Annotated in this window: 11 protein-coding genes and 2 pseudogenes; 11 read left to right on the top strand and 2 right to left on the bottom strand. The window is 69.1% G+C overall.

Translation table 11 applies throughout. From position 1 onward, the window contains the following. Positions 1 to 5,469 precede the first annotated feature (5,469 nt). From OG309_RS38075 to istB, 4 genes are all read left to right on the top strand, one after another. Positions 5,470 to 5,781 carry a hypothetical protein gene (locus OG309_RS38075; RefSeq protein WP_329417070.1) on the top strand — a complete coding sequence of 104 codons (312 nt, stop codon included), beginning with the start codon at positions 5,470 to 5,472 and terminating at the stop codon, positions 5,779 to 5,781. A gap of 204 nt (positions 5,782 to 5,985) precedes the next feature. Beyond that, positions 5,986 to 6,567 carry a hypothetical protein gene (locus OG309_RS38070; RefSeq protein ID WP_329417072.1) on the top strand — a complete coding sequence of 194 codons (582 nt, stop codon included), beginning with the start codon at positions 5,986 to 5,988 and terminating at the stop codon, positions 6,565 to 6,567. 85 nt (positions 6,568 to 6,652) lie between these two features. Then, the gene (locus tag OG309_RS38065; RefSeq protein ID WP_329417074.1) at positions 6,653 to 7,342 is read left to right on the top strand and encodes a Mu transposase domain-containing protein; all 690 of its coding nucleotides are present in this window, start codon (positions 6,653 to 6,655) and stop codon (positions 7,340 to 7,342) included. Beyond that, positions 7,339 to 8,133: an IS21-like element helper ATPase IstB gene (istB, locus tag OG309_RS38060; protein ID WP_329417076.1), complete on the top strand. Its 795-nt coding sequence runs from the start codon at positions 7,339 to 7,341 to the stop codon at positions 8,131 to 8,133. The genes OG309_RS38065 and istB overlap by 4 nt, the downstream gene beginning before the upstream one ends. A 64-nt stretch (positions 8,134 to 8,197) precedes the next feature. Here istB and OG309_RS38055 read toward each other — a convergent pair whose 3' ends face one another. Both OG309_RS38055 and OG309_RS38245 read right to left on the bottom strand, forming a co-directional pair. Further along, a complete protein-coding gene (locus OG309_RS38055; RefSeq protein ID WP_329417079.1) occupies positions 8,198 to 8,737 on the bottom strand; it encodes a 2'-5' RNA ligase family protein in 540 nt (179 codons plus the stop codon). 230 nt (positions 8,738 to 8,967) lie between these two features. After that, positions 8,968 to 10,631, bottom strand: a pseudogene (locus OG309_RS38245) (transposase). A gap of 322 nt (positions 10,632 to 10,953) precedes the next feature. Between OG309_RS38245 and OG309_RS38040 the strand changes: the two are divergent. The 7 genes and pseudogenes from OG309_RS38040 to OG309_RS38005 all read left to right on the top strand — a co-directional run. Then, positions 10,954 to 11,070: pseudogene (locus OG309_RS38040) on the top strand (IS5/IS1182 family transposase); the annotation flags it as partial. 333 nt (positions 11,071 to 11,403) lie between these two features. Beyond that, on the top strand, positions 11,404 to 11,832 hold the full coding sequence (locus OG309_RS38035) for a hypothetical protein (protein ID WP_329417084.1): 429 nt from the start codon (positions 11,404 to 11,406) through the stop codon (positions 11,830 to 11,832). Between the two features lie 66 nt (positions 11,833 to 11,898). Then, a complete protein-coding gene (locus tag OG309_RS38030) occupies positions 11,899 to 12,534 on the top strand; it encodes a Crp/Fnr family transcriptional regulator (protein ID WP_329417087.1) in 636 nt (211 codons plus the stop codon). 104 nt (positions 12,535 to 12,638) lie between these two features. Next, positions 12,639 to 13,475, top strand: coding sequence for a hypothetical protein (locus OG309_RS38025; protein ID WP_329417088.1), 837 nt, complete (start codon positions 12,639 to 12,641; stop codon positions 13,473 to 13,475). Positions 13,476 to 13,846: 371 nt separating this feature from the next. Further along, positions 13,847 to 15,916 carry a hypothetical protein gene (locus OG309_RS38020; protein WP_329417091.1) on the top strand — a complete coding sequence of 690 codons (2,070 nt, stop codon included), beginning with the start codon at positions 13,847 to 13,849 and terminating at the stop codon, positions 15,914 to 15,916. 20 nt (positions 15,917 to 15,936) lie between these two features. Next, positions 15,937 to 16,605, top strand: a complete 669-nt coding sequence (locus OG309_RS38015; RefSeq protein ID WP_329417093.1) for a hypothetical protein — start codon at positions 15,937 to 15,939, stop codon at positions 16,603 to 16,605. Positions 16,606 to 17,569: 964 nt separating this feature from the next. Then, a complete protein-coding gene (locus tag OG309_RS38005) occupies positions 17,570 to 18,601 on the top strand; it encodes a YaaC family protein (RefSeq protein WP_329417095.1) in 1,032 nt (343 codons plus the stop codon). The last annotated feature ends 10 nt before the right edge of the window (positions 18,602 to 18,611 follow it).

Genomic DNA, 18,611 nt, shown 5'->3' with positions numbered 1-18,611 from the left:
AGGGCGCGGGCAAGTGGCTCCCACTGCGCAGGAACATCCCCGCAGGCACAAGGAACAGTCGTATGCAGATTCCGCATACCAAATCCCAAAGCGAGAACACAACCGCAGGTACGCGGCCATCCCCACACGAGCGGGAAGCAGCTTCCACCGCACAACGGCGAAGCCCTCGCCACCGCAAGACCAACCCCGCGTGCACGGGGAACAGATACGGGCGGGGCCGCTAAACAGGGCGGCCGGGGGACCATCCCAGCGGGCACGGGAAGCAGGTGGTGTCCGGGCCGGTGAGCCCCGGGTAGCTCGGAACCATTTCCGCGCAGGCGGGGAGCAGCACGAGCAGTTCAGCACAGCCTGGCTCAACGAGAGGCCATCCCCTCGCAGGCGGGGAGCAGAGGCCAGCGCCGGTGAGGTTAGTGCCGCTGGAGGGGCCATCCCCGCGTGCACGGAGAGCAGCTTGAGGAGGTCGACGCCCTGTTTGCCGGCGTAGAGCCATCCCCACACGCACAGGGAGCAGAGCTACTGGCTCGCCTACGCCGTGCCGGCGCAGGGACCATCCCCGCACGCGCGGGGAGCAGATCGGACCGAAGAGCTTCATGGAAGCGTCGATCGGGCCATCCCCGCGCAAGCGGGCAGCAGATCGTGCCGTCGAGGAGGGCAAGGCAGATGTAGGGGCCAACCCCGCGTAGGCGGGGAGCAGTCGAGCCGTCACCATCAGGGGTCCCCCGGTCGGGGGCCATGCCCGCGTGCGCGGGGAGCAGTGCATCAGGTCGCGGTCCGGCGTCACGTTCAGGGGACCATCCCCGCGCAGGCGGGGAGCAGCTTCGGACACCCGCGGCTACCACGAGCACATCGGGACCATCCCCGCGCAGGCGGGGAGCAGCCCCCGGCCCGGGTCTCCTACAGGGTTTCGGCGGGACCATCCCCGCGCAGGCGGGGAGCAGAAGACGGCCGACGACTTGGCCCGCCGGTCGGTGGGACCATCCCCGCGCAGGCGGGGAGCAGTGGCGTCGCTCGGTGACGTACCCGATCCCGCCGGGACCATCCCCGCGCAGGCGGGGAGCAGACTCCGGCCCGGGTCTCCTACAGGGTTTCGGCGGGACCATCCCCGCGCAGGCGGGGAGCAGAAGACGGCCGACGACTTGGCCCGCCGGTCGGTGGGACCATCCCCGCGCAGGCGGGGAGCAGTGGCGTCGCTCGGTGACGTACCCGATCCCGCCGGGACCATCCCCGCGCAGGCGGGGAGCAGACTCCGTGACCTGCAGTCCTACCCCACACTCACTGCCGTCTGAACCACTTTCACCGAAACCGGCAAACCAGACACACCTAACAGCACATACCGAGCACCCACGGTAAACCGGTCCCGCCCAGGCATCCACGACCAGGAACACCGCCGGGCACGCACAGCCGTCACACCGCTGACGCCAGACCTGAGCCGTCACACAGGCGAACAGACGACACAAGCCCTCGCTCAGCCCAAACCCACAGCCGGCACCACCAGACGCCAACCTCACCACTCACAGCACTCCCCCCTCACCCGAGGAAACACCCCCAACCTCACAGACCAACACCCCACCAACCCTGCAATGAGCACCAACTCACCACCAGCCAAACCCGAGCCGGGACCATCCCCCGCGCGGAGCAGCCGACCTCGCCGACGCCCCGAAACACGCGGAAAGAAACACCCCGCAGACACGAAGAACAGCCAAATACAGATTCCGCATACCGAATCCCAAAGGACGCAGGCGCGGGCGCAGGCCACCCGGCCTGAGACCATCCCCACACGAACACGGAACAGACACGGCCACCTGTCCCCCTTCGCCAGGATGCAGAAGCCATCCCCACACGAGCAGGGAACAGGAGCTGGTGATCGTGTGCCGCTCACGCTCCACAGGACCATCCCCGCGCAGGCAGGGAGCAGCGCGCGGACCTGGGCTCTGACGCCCATTACCTGGAACCATCCCCACACGAGCAGGAACACCCCCGCCGCCGTCGTCTTCGTCGACGAGGGGCCACCCCCGCACAGCCGGGAGCAGAAGGCGCTCACGCCGACGGCGGAGAGCAGGATGGGACCATCCCCGCAGGCGGGAAGCAGGCCCCGGGCCCAGAGGCCGGCGCCCGTTGAGGGGACCATCCCCACGCGAGCACGAGGAACACGGGCCGTGGATGCCGTGCATAGCAGCCTCGTCCGGACCAACCCCGCAGGGTACGGGGAGCGATGCCGCAGCTCGGCCGCGACATGAGCAGGCATCGAGCCATCCCCGCGGCAACCGGGAGCAGACGGTCCGCCAGATCCACAGCAGCTCTGGCATGGGACCATCCCCGCACACGCGGGGAGCAGATAGAGCCGGACCAGCGCGCAGTGGGCATAGGGGCCATCCCCGCACGCGTGGGGAGCAGGTCCTGCTGACGCTGCAGGCCGGGATGGAGACGGGACCATCCCCGCAGGCGCGGGGAGCAGTGTGCGGGGGGAGAGACCGACAAGCCGATAGTGGGGACCATCCCCGCGGGTACGGGGCTCAGTCCTCGTTGAAGGTCTCGCGCGGCTGGTCCTCGGGACCATCCCCGCGGGCGCTGGGAGCAGGGTGGCCGCGACTCCGGCGTTTTCATCCTGCCGGGACCATCCCCGCCAGCGCGGGGAGCACTGCGCGCCGGCGCGCGTCAGGGGCCGGTCGTCGGGACCATCCCCGCGTGCACGGGGAGCAGAACCTGTCCATCCGCCTCGCCCAGGCCAAGCAGGGACCATCCCGGCGTGCACGGGGAGCAGAGCCACGCCTTCATCGCGGAGAGTAGGCCGCGGGACCATCCCCGCGGGCACGGGGAGCAGCTCGCCGCGGCGACGACCAAGGATCAGGCCCGGGGGCCATCCCCGCAGGCGCGGGGAGCAGGTGGAGCAGCACCTGCTGGACGGCTACACGGTGGGACCATCCCCGCGGGCGCGGGGAGCAGAACGGCTACGCCTACTACACGGGCGCCTGGGCGGGACCATCCCCGCAGGCGCGAGACACAGTCGTTGGTAAGCACGGTGGTAAGCCGCAGACACAGCCAAGCCAGCACACCGCAACACTCGCCCAACACAGCGACCCAAGCGACCAGAACTCCACGTACGTGGGGAACAAGTCACGTACCCGTCACGGGTACCCCTTGATCTCGAGACCATCCCCGCAAGCGCGGAGAGCAGCCCGACGCCTGGCTCGCCTACACCTACGGGCCCGGGACCAACCTCCCGCACACGCGGGGAGCAGGGACGGCCGTCCCGTACTGCTGATCAAGCCGCGGGACCATCCCCGCGGGCGCGGGGAGCAGGACGCATGACACGACGGCGAGGAGTGCGGTCTGGGACCATCCCCGCAGGCGCGGGGAACAGATCGAGGCGCAGACCCCAGTAGCGAGCACTGCGGAGCATCCCCCCTCGCGTACGGGGAGCAGGTCCAGATGCCCGTCACCGAGTTCCACCCATTGGGGCCATCCCCACGGACACAGGGAGCAGCCGGCGGGGTGTACGCCCACCCGGCCCGGCCGGGACCATCCCCGCGCGGGCGGCGAGCAGGGCTTCGGCTGGTCCGTCTGCTGGCTCACTCGGGGCCATCCCCGCGCGGGCGGCGAGCAGTCCGTGCTGTCGGTGTGCGTGCCGTGCCAGGAGGGACCAACCCCGCGGGCGCGGGGAGCAGTCGACGACGACGCCGTACCGCAGCTTCTGCGGGGGACCATCCCCCGCGGACGCGGGGAGCAGCCCTGGTCCTGCCGGGCCGTCAGACGGCCTCGGGGGCCATCCCCGCGCGGGCGGGGAGCAGACCCTCGCGGCGTCGGCGAGGCTGTAGCGCGTGGGACCATCCCCGCGGGTGCGGGGAGCAGAGGCCAGCGTCCATGATCTCGCGCCAGAGGTAGGGACCATCCCCGCAGACGCGGGGAACAGTGGCGGTCGGTTCGGTGCGGGGCCCGGTGGGGGGACCATCCCGGCGCAAACGGGGAACAGTCTTTCCTCGGCTTCGGCCCCGCCCCGGTCGAGGGACCATCCCCGCGTGCGCGGGGAGCAGCTGGCGGACGCCCTGACTGATCTGCGGCTGTGGGGACCATCACCGCGGTGCGGGGAGCAGTACGACGCCGCTGACGCTGTCACCATGCAGGCGGGACCATCCCCGCGGGTGCGGGGAGCAAGACGTAGCCGACGGCCACGGCCGGGACACCGGACGACCATCCTCGCCGGCACGGGGAGCAGCCGAGGGTGTAGTCCGCATCGACGGACGGGGCGGGACCATCCCCGCGGGCGCGGGGAGCAGGTACCGCCGTGCGCGGCGCTGTCGCGTCTTCTGGGACCATCCCCGCGGGCGTGGGGAGCAGGCGTCGCTGCCGAACAAGTCCGGCACCGCGATGGGACCATCCCCACGCGAGCGGGGAGCAGGACCAGCCTTTCGTGCCCTGAACGCTCGGATTGGGACCATCCCCGCGCGAGCGGGGAGCAGAGGCTGGCGCCGGTGAGGTTGGTGCCGGTGGAGGGACCATCCCCGCGGGCGCGGGCAGCAGCTCGGCTTCGAGGCGTGGAACGCCGAGTGCCGGGGACCATCCCCGCGGGCGCGGGGAGCAGGACGACTCCGAACCCGCCCTCTGGGGCAGGGCGGGACCAGCCCCGCAGGCGCGGGGAGCAGCAACGTCAAGCCGCACGTCAGGTGGTTCCGCGAGGGACCATCCCCGCAGGCGCGGGAGCAGCAGACAGCGCGCAACGAGACCGGGCTGGCGTGGGGACCATCCCCGCGGGCGCGGGGAGCAGGCCCGTGGCCGGGCGGCGGGACGCCGCCCGGGGGGACCATCCCCGCGCAGGCGGGGAGCAGACTTCCTGACCTGCAGTTCTACCCCACGCCCCAGGCCATCTGAACCAGTTCACCGAAACCGACAAACCAGACAGCACTCCCCCGCACCCGCAGGAAACCGGAACGACCGCCAGGCACCCGCCTCACAACTCACAACACGCCCACCCAACACGAACAACAGCCTGCAAGCCACACAGGCCAAGCCGGCCCCACCCCCGCGGTAAAACCCACTCACCACACCCACAGACACATGAAGCAGAACCTCAACGGCAGCCGCCGACCGATGAGAGAGCAACCATCCCCGCACGAGCAAGAAAGAGCCACACGCCAAGGACTGACGGGACGCCGACGAAGAACCATCCCCACACACGCCAGGAGCAGAGGACCTCGGCGAGCCGGGTGGCCGCGCCCGCGGGACCATCCCCGCCAGCGCGGGGAGCAGCTCGACAACGAGACCGCCAAGTGGATGGCGAAGGGACCATCCCCGCGGGCGCGGGGAGCAGGGCTTCACTCTTGTCTCGGGACCCTACGCCTTGGGACCATCCCCGCGCAGGCGGGGAGCAGCCCCAACAGGTCTAACCCTGGTGAGTACCTGATCCATATCCCTCGCGGTGCTCCTCTGCCGACGTGGTCCGGGTCCATGTAGCGTCACGGCCAGGGGGATGAGATGAACTTCGACGAGAACGAACCTGAGTCTGTTCGAGAGGAACGGTTCGCCGCAGAACGAGCCGAGGGCGGAGCGGCGCGAAAGGCTGCGTCGCTCGACTCGCGGGGAGCCCACCTCGGCGCGGCAATCGTGACTATCGCCTTGGTCCTCCTCAGCTGGTACGGCAAGCTGGTAGCTCTGGGCATCGTCAGCGGAGTCTTTCTGCTTTGGTTCTCCGCAGCCCTCGCGTGGGCCTACGCCGACGGGGACCATGGCCGGCACGCACTCCAGCGCGCGTACAACGTCACCTTCGGATGGGGCGACGGGTTCTGAGTACCACTGTCCTGTCTCAGTTGATCATTGCCGGTGAGCCGTCCAGTGCCCTGGGCCGATGCAATCAGTGGTGAGAGGTGCTGGGCGGCCAGTCTCAGTCGATGTTGCCGCTGGGCGGCAGATCGGCAGGTCTGTCTCGCCTGACGCTGTCGGTTGCTGACCCAAGCTCGTGCTGCAGCAAGACAGCATCGGATACTGACCAGTGTGATCACTGAGCCCTCGCCCTCACCCGTCAATGACCCAGCTGACTTCGCGTCGCTACTGGCTGCGGCCGAGGACTGGACCAGTGCCGCTGTGGAAGCGCAGCAAGAGGGACAGTGGGTCCTGACTGGAGCGGAACGCCAGATCCTGGCCGACGTGGAGGCGGCCACCAATCCCCTGCACGGTGGCCATTTGCCGCCGCACGACGACGAGTCCGTATACGTGCGCCTTGGACGCATCAGGAACTGGGCTGGTGTGCTGCGGCTCGCGGCACGGGCCGGGGGCTGGGAACTTCATCCTGTCGTGGGCACGAAACCCTCATCACTCTCTCGCCCGGTCGGCATGGCCGACCTGCTCTCTGGCATTTACGCGCTCGCCGAACAGGGCGAGCGGTGGCAACAACTGATGTTGGCAACCATCTCCGACCTCAACGCCACGGCCCGGGACCAGCCTCTGCAGCAACGACAAGACCTCGACCAGGCACTGGCCGAGCGCGAGCCCCGATTCGCCAGAGACCTGGCCACCGCGGAGGGCTTCTTCACCGGCCCCGGCTCGTTGGAAGACCTGTCCCTCTTCTTCGACTGAGCCATCCCCACGGGCGACGCGACGGAGCCGTCTCGGCTGACCTTGTCGCTGACGTACGAACGGAGAGGTCGAGCGACCGCTGCTGATGCCGCTGCCGGAAGAGTCCTTTGAGACGGGCCGGCTCTTCACTCCGAGGGTCGACCGCTACAGCCAGATCGCGGTCCGCACGAACCGCTACTCGGTGCCGGTCCGGCTGATCGGCAAACGGGTCCGTGTCGTGCTGCACGCCTCTCACCTGGTGGTTTACGACCGGAACGTGGAAGGGGCCCGACACGAGCGGCTGATCGCTAAGGACGGCTGCCGCCTGGATCTGGACCACTACCTGGAGGCCCTGATCCGCAAGCCAGGTGCCTTCCCCGGCGCCACCGCGCTCGAACAGGCCCGCTCGGCGGGCAAGTTCACCCCGGTCCATGACGCCTGGTGGGCCGCGGCGGTCAAGGCCCACGGAGACACAGCCGGGACGAGAGCGCTGATCGAGGTGCTGCTGCTGGCCCGCCACCTCCCGCACGAGCACCTGGTCGCCGGACTCGCGATGGCCTTGCGGGCAGGAGCCCTGACCGCGGACACGGTCGCACTGGAAGCCCGCAAAATCGCCCAGGCCGAGGACGAGCCGGACGGAACCCCGGGCGCGGCCACCGTGACGTTTCTGCACGAGTGGCGGCTCGCGCATTTTCCCCCGGACACCAGGCCGCTGCCCTCGGTGACCCACTACGACCAACTGCTCCGACGCCGTCGCGCCAGCGCCGGTGAACAACGCGAGGGAGAAACACAGTGACCCTGCCCCGCCAGCGAGGACTGACCGAGCAGGCCGCCACCACGGCCATCGACACCGCCTGCCGCCTGCTACGGCTCCCCTCGATCAGAAACGAGTTTGCCGACATCGCCGACCGGGCGCTGAAGGACCAGATGACCTACCGCGGCTTCCTCGCCGAACTGCTGATGGCCGAGTGCGACGACCAGTCCCGGCGCCGTTCGGAACGGCGGATCAAGGCAGCCGGCTTCCCCCGGGACAAGTCCCTGCGGACTTTCGACTTCGACGCGAACCCGAACATCGACGCCGCCACCATCCACACCCTCGCCAGCTGCGAATGGATCAAGAAGAGCCAGCCCCTCTGCCTGATCGGCGACTCCGGAACCGGCAAGTCGCACATGCTGATCGCCCTGGGAACCGAGGCGGCCATGGCCGGCTACCGGGTCAAGTACGTGCTCGCGACGAAGCTGGTCAACGAGCTCGTCGAGGCCGCCGACGAGAAGCAACTCTCCAAGACGATCGCCCGCTACGGCCGGGTCGATCTTTTGTGCATCGATGAACTCGGCTACATGGAACTCGACCGCCGCGGCGCCGAACTCCTCTTCCAGGTCCTGACCGAACGCGAGGAAAAGAACAGCGTCGCCATCGCCTCCAACGAGTCGTTCGGCGGCTGGACCAAGACGTTCACCGACCCTCGCCTCTGCGCGGCCATCGTCGACCGCCTCACCTTCAACGGCACCATCATCGAGACCGGCACCGACTCCTACCGCCTCGCCAGCACCCGAGCCCGCGCCGAGCACGCTGAAGCCGGCTGACCGGAGTCCTCTGCTGGTCCGCTGCCCCAAGGGGCAGCGGACCAGCCAAGCCTCATGACCTGCTTCATTCTCCGAGTGCGAACGACGCCCGTTCTTGCCACTTCGTGCCGTCGTGCACGATGAGTTCAACCGACGAGACCTGAGACGTGAACGGGAGCCTGCTGGCGAGGTCAGCCTCGATCTCCTCCAGGACCACGTCTTCCTGACCTTGAGCGATGGTCAGGTGCGGCACGACCTCGGCGAACCGGCCGCCATACGGCGGAGCCTCAGGCCAACGATCAGCGATCGCCTCCGTGAGCTGCCGCAACTGCGTATCAGGCTCGGGGACGAGATACAGCACTCCCGGGAGCCGTCCACATCTCTCGAACCGCAGGTCAAAGGTCTGGTGACTTCCCAGCACGCTCGCGAGAGCCGAGTAGACGAGCGCATCTATTCGGCTCTCGTCGAGGAACGGGAAAAGCACGGTGACATGGGCTGGAACCCCGGCCCGAGCTGAGGGGTCGAGCCGTTCACGCCACCCACGGACGGCCGGCTCCGCCTCCGGAATCCGGACGATGAGCCCCGTCTGGCCCGCCTGAAACGCACTGGTGCTGTCATCTGCCATGACACCGCATGGTGCCACCTCTGCCCCAGACAGCACGGCTCCTTTTTCGCTGACCGATCACGCCGATCGGAGACGCACGTCGACGAGCGGCACGACCAAGACGCTGCCGCTATTTCCCGTGAACATTCCAAGCGCCGATCATCACCGAACGCCGCCGGAACTCACGAACAAACGCTGTCGGTTGAAGTGAACAAAGCCAGGTAGGTCGACGTACTGGTAGGTGACCGCGGTCACGAGGCATCTCCATGTTCGTCGGTGGAGCGAGGCGACGAAGCGTCTGCGTCGTCGGCGCAGGCAGGTTCCGTCAGCTCGTGAGGGGCTTCGGGGGCGCAGGCACCGCTTGAAGCGGGTGAGGCACCGTTGTGAGCGAGTGATGCCGGCCCGGGCCGGCCGGGACCGGTCAGCGCGGCCAGGGAAGCAGGAGTACGCCACCCGGCCGGGGGTACGGCGGGCGGGACGATGTCCGGCAGCGCGAGCTGCGACAGGCTGGCGCCGGCACTCAGGGCGAGCTCGGCGTCGGCCTGCGCACCGGTCAGCGCGCCGAGCCGCTGGGGTGCCTCGGGCTGATTGACGGCGGCGTAGCGCTCGCGCTGGGAAGCCTGGAGGTCCTTCTTCAGGCGGCGGGTACGGGCCGCTCGTGCCTTGCGTACGGCGCTGATCTGTTCATCGGTGGCCCGGTCGGCCAGGTCCGCGGGGCCGAGGTAGCGGCCGGTGGTGGCGTGGTAGACCTCGACGCGGTGGTCGTGGTGGGGCATGAAACGGATACGGACGGGGACACCGGCCTGGCCGGTCATCCACGCCCCGACGTAGTCACGTCTCCTGAAACGGATGCCGCGGGTGGTCAGCGTGCGGGTGCCGGCGTCTTCCAGGGTGAACGTCCACAGGTCCACGGCCGGTACGTCCCGCAGCGGGGTGAGATCGTCCTGCCACGCCTCAAGCGGAGTCCTGCCCTGCAGGGGTGCGGGGCGGTGCTCGGCGTTCCACCACCGGGTCCAGTCCAGCAGCCGGGCGGTGAAGTCCTCGAAACTGAGCAGTACCTCGTCCTTCGCACGGGCAGCTCGTTTGCCGGGGCGCGGCTGGCGGGCGTAGCCGGGCAGCGCGGCCAGGAACATGCTCTCCACCGCACGGTTCAAGCCCTCCACGTGCCTTTGAGATGAGGGGTGTAGGCGGGCAGATCCTCCACGGTGACGTCGAGGAGAGTGAACGCGGCGGTCACCGTCCGGGACAGGAAGTCCTTGCCACGGTCCACCCGCACCTTCTCTGGTAGACCGCCGAACGGGCCGTAGGGGTCCTCGCGCACCACGGCGGAGCGCAGCGCGGCCAGTACCGACTCCCGCGACGGATACACCGGGGTGACGGCAACGCCGGTGATCGCGTTCGTGGCGCAGTCGGTGAACCAGGTGATCCACGGCCGGCGGGCTTTGCCATCAACGTCGACCAGCACCGGGGCCTGCACATGGTCGGTCTCCCACACCTTGTTACGCCAGCCCCGCGGCCGGGCCAGGAACACATCATGCTTACGCGCCGCCCGCTCCCCGCCCGCAAGCCCCACCCGCTCCCCCGGTGTCAGATCACGACGGATCGCACGGTGCAACGTCGGAATCGACGGAGGCGACTCCCCCTCACCCCTGGCCGCGCGAGCGGTCAACTCACGATGAACCGCCGCGACGTTGCCCTTCCACAGCCCCAACAGAACCCGGATCTCATCAGTAACCGTGAACCGGCCGGGATACGCGGCCCGCTCACCCGGCGCCGCAGCCGCGGCCTCGTCCCCCTCAGCCGCGGCCAGCCACCGCCACACCGCACGCTCCCGCACCTCCAGCACGTCCGCCACCGACCTCACCTGCCCAGTGGTGAGTTTCCCCTCTCGCCGCAGGGCCAGCAGACGACGCACCGCCGGTGACCGCAACGCCCGAACCGACACGGCCGGCAACACCCCACCCACATCACCACCCGCCCCTTCCGGAGTCAGGTCCTGCTCTGTCCGATCCACACCCTCGAGCACACCAGCACCCACCCGCCAGCGGATCAGAACTCACGAAACTGACACAGCATCACCCCCCATGCGAAAACACTCCACGACAGCCATGCTCTATAGATCTCTCACTTCCAGGACAGTGACCTTTCAACCCCAAAACAATCCATGACCAGCATCAACACCCTCACAACCCGCTGCCCCTCACACCACTGCCACCAAAACGAGAGATCGCAGCCACGGCATCCCGCTCTCCGTGTCGCTGACCGGCGGCAATCGCAACGACGTCACCCAGTTGATGGCCCTGCTCGCGAAGATCCCGTCCGTCGCCGGCTTTGTCCGACGACCGAGGCGGCGGGCGGTGCGGGCGGGGGTGGAGCCGGAGCGGGTGTTCGCTCTGGCCATGCGGTGGTGGCGCGATGGTGGAAGCAACTTTGGCTGGGAACAGGGGCGATCTTGCAGCGGCGCCTGCATCAACTGCGTCTGGCGAGTGGTAGGTGCGGAGGCGTTCCAAGGAGTCGTCCGCGCATGGGGTGTGAGGAAGCGCTCGTGTCCGGTGCCCTGCTGAGGGCGGCGGGCGGGGCGCCGTAGGACGAAGGTGGAGGTCGAAGCCAGAGGCTGAGGAGAGGGGCTACTCGTGGGGAAGCGGCGGATTCATGGACGTGCCGGGGAGGGTGAGGAGGCACTGAGCATGCTGCGGACGCGCAACGCTGAGTTGTTCGTGGAGGTGCAGCGGGCAGATACGAAGGCGACGGCCCTGTGCGGGGTGGCCGGTGGTCTCCTGGCCCTGATCGCAGGGGTGTGGGTGACGTCGCCGGGCGGTGGTCCGATCGAGCCGGTGCTGATGGCCATAGCGGTCCTGCTGGGATCGGCCGTGGGCACGGCGCTCATGGCGCTGCGGCCGGTGCTTCCCCGTGGGGCCGCCTTCGGGTGGGGGGCCGCGGGCGTCGCGCAGCGGACGGATGTCGAGTCGTTGACGCATCAGGAGGTCGGCCGGCTGGCTGTGTTCGAGGTGCTAGCCCGTCGGAAGTTCGGTGCCGTCCGTTGGTCCGTCGATTTCGTCATCGCGGCGTTGGCTATGGCCGGAATGGGACTGTTGATCGCTCTTCTCGCTCCCTGACAACCTTCGTCCGGTTTGGTAGAGCCGCGGGTCTGGGGGGATATGTATCAACCACACAGGAACGTGATGGGCGAGCGGCTGTGGGCGCTGTTGCGTGCCCTCGCCCCCGAGCGGGTACGTCCCGCGCGTAGCGTGCTGCTGCGCCAGGGTGATCCGGGTACGCATGTGATCGTCCTGTCGGAAGGGTCGGCGCTGGTGACCCTGACAGGTTCCGGCGGGGAGCGAACGCTTTTGTCGGTGCGGGGGTCCGGCGAGTTACTGGGTGAACTGGCGGTCCTGGACGCGCAGCCGCGTTCGGCGTCCGTGATCGCGGCGGAGACCTGCCGTGTCCACCTCGTTCCCGCGCCTGAATTCCTTCAGTTCGTCGAACGATACAGCCTGCTCGACTCGCTGCTCCGGCATGCGATCGCACGCATCCGGGAGGGCGAGGCGGTCCGGCTCGAGCTTGCCACCGCATGTGTGCCCGTACGGCTGGCGAATGCGCTAGGCCGGCTCGCGCGGGCGGCTCCGGCGGGCCGGGCCGGACTCGTCGTACGCCTGACTCAGGCCGAGCTCTCGCAGATGATCGGGGCTTCCCGCAACGCCGTGGGGGCAGCGATCAAGCCGTGGCGGGAGCGGGGGTGGCTGGAGACCGAGCCGGGCGGCGGTCTGCTGATCCACGACATCGAGGCGATCGAGGTTCAGGCCAGCGGCACCGAGTGACGGGGCACACACGCGCGGTGCCCAGTAGTGGGCACCGCGGTGCGAACGGACCGCTGACCATGATGCGACCGCTTCCCGCTCCTGACCGAAAGGCCCGTGGCGTCATGCCCGATTCCCCGTACGCGTCGTCCGACGTCCCGCCCCAACAGGCCCTGCTGGCCGTCGACATGCAGGGCTACAGCAGGCTCCCCGAGGCCATGATGGCGCCGGTGCGGTCCGACCTGGACGATGTCCTCACCACCGTGCTGGCCCATAGCGGGATCGCGGACCCTCGGTCCGTGCCCGGCACGTTCAAGGACACAGGCGATGGCGCGATCCTCGTGCTGCCCGCCAAGGACACCGGCCGGCTGATCGATCCTCTACTCGGCCACCTGCACGCGGCGCTCGTCCGTTACGACCGGGAGCGTCTCCCCGACGGCCCCTCGATCCGGCTGCGCGCCGCCGTGCACATCGGGTCACTTTCCCTGCCCGATCATCGCGGCGACGCCATCAACGAGGTGTGCCGGCTGTTGGACAGCGGCGCCGTCCGCCAGGCGCTAGCCGCTGCTGGCGAGCACGAGGGCGGGTTCCTGGCGGCCATCGTCTCGGAGCCGGCGTACCGGTGCACCGTGGGTGCGGGCCGGACGGCGGAGCCGTCCGAGAGGCACTTTCTGCCTGCGGTGGCGCGGGTCGAGGGGAAGCCCGGCTTCGAGGAGCGGTGCCGGCTTTACGTACCGGGTCTGACCCCGTACCTCCTCAGCCTGGCGATGTCCGCGAAGGCGACCGAGGCTACCGAGGAGACGGGCGGTACCGCCGATGTCTGCGCAACGGCCCCAGCCGACGCCCCGCCGCACACCCCGTCAGGGGGCTCCTCGTCGGTCTTCCAGATCAACGGTGCCATGTCCGACCCGACGCTCATCAACCACGTCGACCACATGCGCATCGACCGGCGCGGCATCTGACACGCGCGTACCTGGCCGTACCCGTGCGCGAGCCCGTGTCTGTGCCCGTGCCCCCCCTGCCCGTTGCCGTACCGACCCTGTCCGCCTCGTGGAAAGGCATCCCCCGCATGACCTCGCACGACCCGCTCGTATCCCCTGATTCGGTACCGTCCGGACCCGGGAACGGCTTCCGCGCCGGTGGCTCGCCTGCCAGTGGCTTCCCTGCCGGTGACGAAACCGGCACCGGCGATCCCGCTACCGGTGATGTCACCGATGCCGACGGCGGTCAGGCGCCTCCGCCCGGTGTTCCCGCCCCTCCCTCGTTCGCACCCCCCGCCCCCTCCCGGCACACGGAGGACCCGCTCGTTGGACGACGCACCGATCCGCCGGTCGTGGTCGTGCCGTCCCTGACGGCGGGCTCGGCACAGGTCCCGGTCACGGTGAACCGCCCCGAGATGGTCGTGGGCAAGGTCGACCACATGCACCTGGAGACCCGTAAGAAGGACGTTCTGGAGGGTGTCGTCCAGTCCCGTGAGGCCATCCGACGCGGCCCGCTGGTTCGCGCGGGGCAGTGGAACCAGGTGTGGGCGCAGGCGCTGGAGCCCGAGGCGGCGCCGGCGCGGTTGCGCGAGCCGGTGCTGATCATCGTGTCCCCCCGTTCATACGGTTCGACCACGCTCGCCCTGCATCTGCTCGCCGAGACCACGGACGATCGCGTTCCCCTCGTCAAGCTGGACGCCGACTGGAACACGCCTAAGGCGGGACGGCTCCCCCTGGAGCTCCGCCATGCCTATCAGCTGGATCTCAAGGACGCCGAGCACGACAGGATCTCGCCGGATTTCCTTGACAATCTCGCCCACCACTCGAAGAAGCTGGGTGATCTCGGTTCCACTCTGGTGCTGGCCGTCGACAAGAACCTCTGGAACGAGCGCTACGCGCCGGCCCGTACGGGGATCCATGTTGTCCACCTGACCGAACCTCCCCCGGCACGGGAGGTGGTCGAGGCCCATCTGCGGGCCCGACACGTTCCCGGTCTTGTCCCATACCTCCATTCCGGCGGCGCGGCGAAGGACTCGCTCGACGGCCGGGACGCCGTGGAAGCGGTCCGCGCGACCGACACCATCGTGCTCGCATGGCAGGAGCACGTCCGGCTGACGAGCACCGAGCTGCCCATGGACGAAGTCTCCTGGAGCAAGGTCGACGCCGGACTCTCGGCACGGATCACCGCCGCCCTCTCCGACTGGCGGGACAAGCTCGACCTCCTGTTCGGCGAGACGACCTCTACGCACCGCGGCAAGGACGCATCCCTGCCCCTCGAGGACCGCTGCCTGCTGCTCGCCCTCGCCGTGCGCCAGTCCGCGTCGATGCCTCAAGTGGCCGTGGCCGCCCGCAGCCTTCAGAACATCATCACCACCAACGACGCGGACAAGGGCGGCTTCACGTCGACGCCCGAGGCCGTCTTCGCGGGACGAGGGTTGCGTCGCCGCGTAGTCGACGCTGGAGCCCGTGTCGACACCCAGGACAACGTGGTGTTCGACCAGCCCGGCTACGGCGGGGCCGTCCTCACCTATGTCTGGGACAACTACGAGATCATGCGCGACCCCCTGCTGAAGTGGCTGGTGGGCGGCAGAGAAGGCGCCGGCGACGGAGAGCGCGTTGTCGACGCGCTCTCCGTCCTGACCCTGCGGCACGGCAGCACCCCTCGCTTCGGTCAGCTCGGCCCCCTCGCCCGCACCGGCAAAAAGGAAGTGCTCAGCGCGGTGATGACGCGGGCCGTGCGCGACGAGCACGCGGGGCGCCAAGCCTGGGGCACGCTGTACGGATGGGCGTCGGGTGCCGAGTACGCCTCGACGGTGATCTCCATCTGCCGCGGCGTCCTCAGCGCCGCGGACGCCACCTCGTCCCAGGCCAGGATGGCCATGGTCCGGCTGCGCCGCGTCGCCAACCACACGCGCGACGAGGCGGCTCTCGCGGAGGTCCTCGACGCCTTCGAGGAACTGGCGAAGCAGCCCGACGGCATGGAACGGTTGGTCTTTGAGGTCCGTTCCTGGCAGCAGCCTGGGAAGTCCGGCAAGGCCGGTCCGCTGGCCTTCCTCGCCCTGATGCCGGTGGCAGGCGATTCCGGACCGTGGCTCCTCACTGACGACGCCCGGTCGAAGGTCGACGTGGAAGCGGCCCTGCGCGCACTGCTGGGCAGTGTCGCGACGGCGCCTGACGCCATCACCCGGATCACCGACTGGGTCAGGGCCGCGTCGGCCGATCCCGCCGCTTACGCCCGGCTCCGGGATCGGCTGCTCCCCGCTCTGCGTGGACAGAGAATGTTCAAGGCTTCCATGGCTCTGATGAAGGCTCTGGCCGACGTCACCCTCGAAGAGGGCGCGACCGCCGACGAGGACTTCTGGGACCGCCTCGTCGACCCGCGCGTACGCACCGTGTTCCCGCTCACCAGGGCCTCCGTATGAGGTGGCCCTGGCAACGCTCGGTGTGTACCGTCCGGTGCGCCGAGCCCCGGCTGCTGCCCTGTGCCACACCGGGCATCTGCTTCGAGGCGACGTTCACCATCACATGGCGTCCCGCCCTGCGCACCCGCCCCGGCCTCGAAGAACTCGTCGTCAGCCGCACCGTCGCGCGGGCCCGCGAGATCGCACGGCAGTTCCCGGCAATGGAAGTACGCAGCGCACAGGACGCCGTCAACGCGGAGCTCGGCGCCGAACAGCCCACGCGCGGCGCCCCGTACCGCTACCTGACCGCCCGCACTGAGCTCGGGCTCCCGGCGGCGGCACGTGCCACTGTGGCGCAGCGACAGGCGGACGAGGAGCGCGTCCAGCGCCTGCGGTTCCTGCGCACCCACCTCTATGACCATCCCGACCTTTTCGTCCTCGACCGGATCGAGCGGCACGGAGGGTGCCCCGGGCCCGAGCAGGTGGCGGACTGGCACCGGCTGGCCCGGTCCATCGCCGCGGCCGGCCAGTGGTGGGAACCCGTGCTCGCCCAATGGGAGAGCGTTGGCCGAGGGTTCACCGACGTCGACCTGCAGAACCGGGCCATGCTCGCGCTCCACGACGCACTCGAAACCCTGAAGGGAAAGGACGGGCCGGCCCAGCCCCCGGACCCGCTGCCACCGGCACACGCAGGGGGACCACGGGCATGAGACTGACGCTGTTACGTGTCCTACTCGACCCCGTCACCTCCTGGCGGGCGCTCCGCATGCGCCACGGAGACCCGACCGCCACTCCGGTGAGCTTCGACGCCGCTTGGCGTCGCGCACGCATGATCTCGGCACCTGACGAAATGGTGTTCCGCCTGCACGGCCACTGTTTCCCCGCAGAACGGGAGCCGGACAGACCCACCCGGTCCTGACCATCCGCTTTGCACTACGAGGTGCCCCGCCTCCTTCCCAACCTCCTCCAGCGCGAGTAGGGCGGTCGCACGAAGGACGGCGAGTGCACCGCACCACGACACTCACCCTGCAGGACCCACAACGTGCTTCGGACCGTGCGGCCCAGCTGACCGCGTTCGACGAGCAGTGAGACTGCCCGTGGGCGCTGGACTCGCAGCGGCAATACCGCGTCCTGGCGGGACCTGGTCGACGCCGACGGCGTCCTGCCCCACATCGCGCACCGGGCGTCGTCTTCGACGGCAGCGACGTCGCCAAGTGGCTCCGGCCCATCTGAGCACGGCTCCTGCCCGAGCGGCAGGCACGGCTGACGGCTCTCGGCGTGCAGCCCGACCAAACGCCCTCTCCCTCCCCTGCAGCCAGTCGCGGGGCCCGAAGGGCCAAGCGAGGCGCAGCAGGCGTTCCAGCGGAGGCTGGCGGCACTCGCGCAGCCGACCAGCTCGTGTCGCTCGCGAAGCTGGGTGTGGACTGGGCGTGACACGCCACCTCGCCCATCGTTGAGCTGGGAGGTCAGCGAAGTGGAGGCCTCGGGACGTCGTGACCCCAGGGACTTCGTCTCGTCTTCCGGCAGCGGGTGGGGTGGAACACAGGGTGCAACGCGCCGGCGGGTTGCAGTGCCGCTGTTGCACGGCCGAGCGGGTACGTTGCACTCGCTGGTCGAGTCGGCTGCCCGTGGGAACGCCCTCCGACGGCACCGGCTGTTGGATAGCGTCCCACCATGTACATGCGGATCGATCCACTTGAGGCTTGGGAGAGGCTGCGGGCCAGCCGTTCCAGCCGGCCCGGTAGAGCAAGCGGTGGGGCGCGGGCCAAGACGTACTCCACGGCGCTGGAGCAGGCGCAGCAGATGTTCAGGGCGGCTGAGGGCGTGGGTCCGCAAACCCGCCCCCTGCTGGTGTTCTACGGCCTGAGTCAGGCTGGCAGAGCAATCGCGGCCGCGGCCGTCGACCTCAAGGGCGAGGACTGGAACCTGATCTCGCACGGCATCCATGCCTCGGGCTATCACCTGGACTTCGCCGACATCGAGATCCGCACGGATCCTGCTGGCACTGCTGGGAGTTTCGTACGGCTGAGCGAGCTGCTGCGGTCACCGGTCTGGGGCAACGACACGGTCGTGCGGTTGGAAGAAGTCTGGGACACGCTCCCTGCCAATTTGCAGTACCCGCTGACAGGCCGGGAGCGGTTCACGCCCCTCTACGCCGGCGCGGACTCAATCGACGGCACTGACTTTCACCCGCTGCTCACCCTGCACGTCGGCGACATCTTGGACCGCGTCATGGACGACGGCAGTCGCGCGGCACTGGATGAGTTCCTGCAGAGCTACCCCGGCACCGCTGGGTACGAGGAGTTCGCCCGTCGCCGGACGGGAGCCAATGCCGAGCCAGATTACGTGCGTCACCACCCGAACGCCGGCTGGCTCTACATGCACTGGAAGATGCCAGCAGGGGCAGGCACCAAAGAGGAGCGTCTGGAACGCCTGTCCGGGATGACTCGAAGCTACGCCGGGCATTGCTATTTCCTCCCCACCGTCGCGGACCTGCCACGTGAACTCCACCCGCTGATGGCGTGGTGGGCGGTGCTGTACGCGCTGTCAATGCTCGCTCGCTACCAGCCCGCCCAGTGGGCGAACCACATCAACGTGGACGGCAGCCGACACGCGGTGCCCATCGAGAAGATTCTGGAACGGGCCATGGAGCACCTGCCCGTACTAATCGCGGACACCATCGAGGAAGTCGCTGCCTGGTCGTAGGCGCCGAGCA

The organism is Streptomyces sp. NBC_01268 (assembly GCF_036240795.1).
Lineage (GTDB): Bacteria > Actinomycetota > Actinomycetes > Streptomycetales > Streptomycetaceae > Streptomyces.
The sequence above is the reverse complement of the archived record's forward strand: the minus strand, read 5'-3'. Positions and strand labels throughout refer to the sequence as shown.

Excerpts from the sequence above, each read along its gene's own strand:
- OG309_RS38030 (WP_329417087.1), top strand. The coding sequence starts at position 11,899 with ATGGGCGAGCGGCTGTGGGCGCTGTTGCGTGCCCTCGCCCCCGAGCGG.
- OG309_RS38055 (WP_329417079.1), bottom strand. The coding sequence starts at position 8,737 with ATGGCAGATGACAGCACCAGTGCGTTTCAGGCGGGCCAGACGGGGCTC.
- OG309_RS38025 (WP_329417088.1), top strand. The coding sequence starts at position 12,639 with ATGCCCGATTCCCCGTACGCGTCGTCCGACGTCCCGCCCCAACAGGCC.
- OG309_RS38005 (WP_329417095.1), top strand. The coding sequence starts at position 17,570 with ATGTACATGCGGATCGATCCACTTGAGGCTTGGGAGAGGCTGCGGGCC.
- OG309_RS38065 (WP_329417074.1), top strand. The coding sequence starts at position 6,653 with ATGCCGCTGCCGGAAGAGTCCTTTGAGACGGGCCGGCTCTTCACTCCG.
- OG309_RS38035 (WP_329417084.1), top strand. The coding sequence starts at position 11,404 with ATGCTGCGGACGCGCAACGCTGAGTTGTTCGTGGAGGTGCAGCGGGCA.
- OG309_RS38075 (WP_329417070.1), top strand. The coding sequence starts at position 5,470 with ATGAACTTCGACGAGAACGAACCTGAGTCTGTTCGAGAGGAACGGTTC.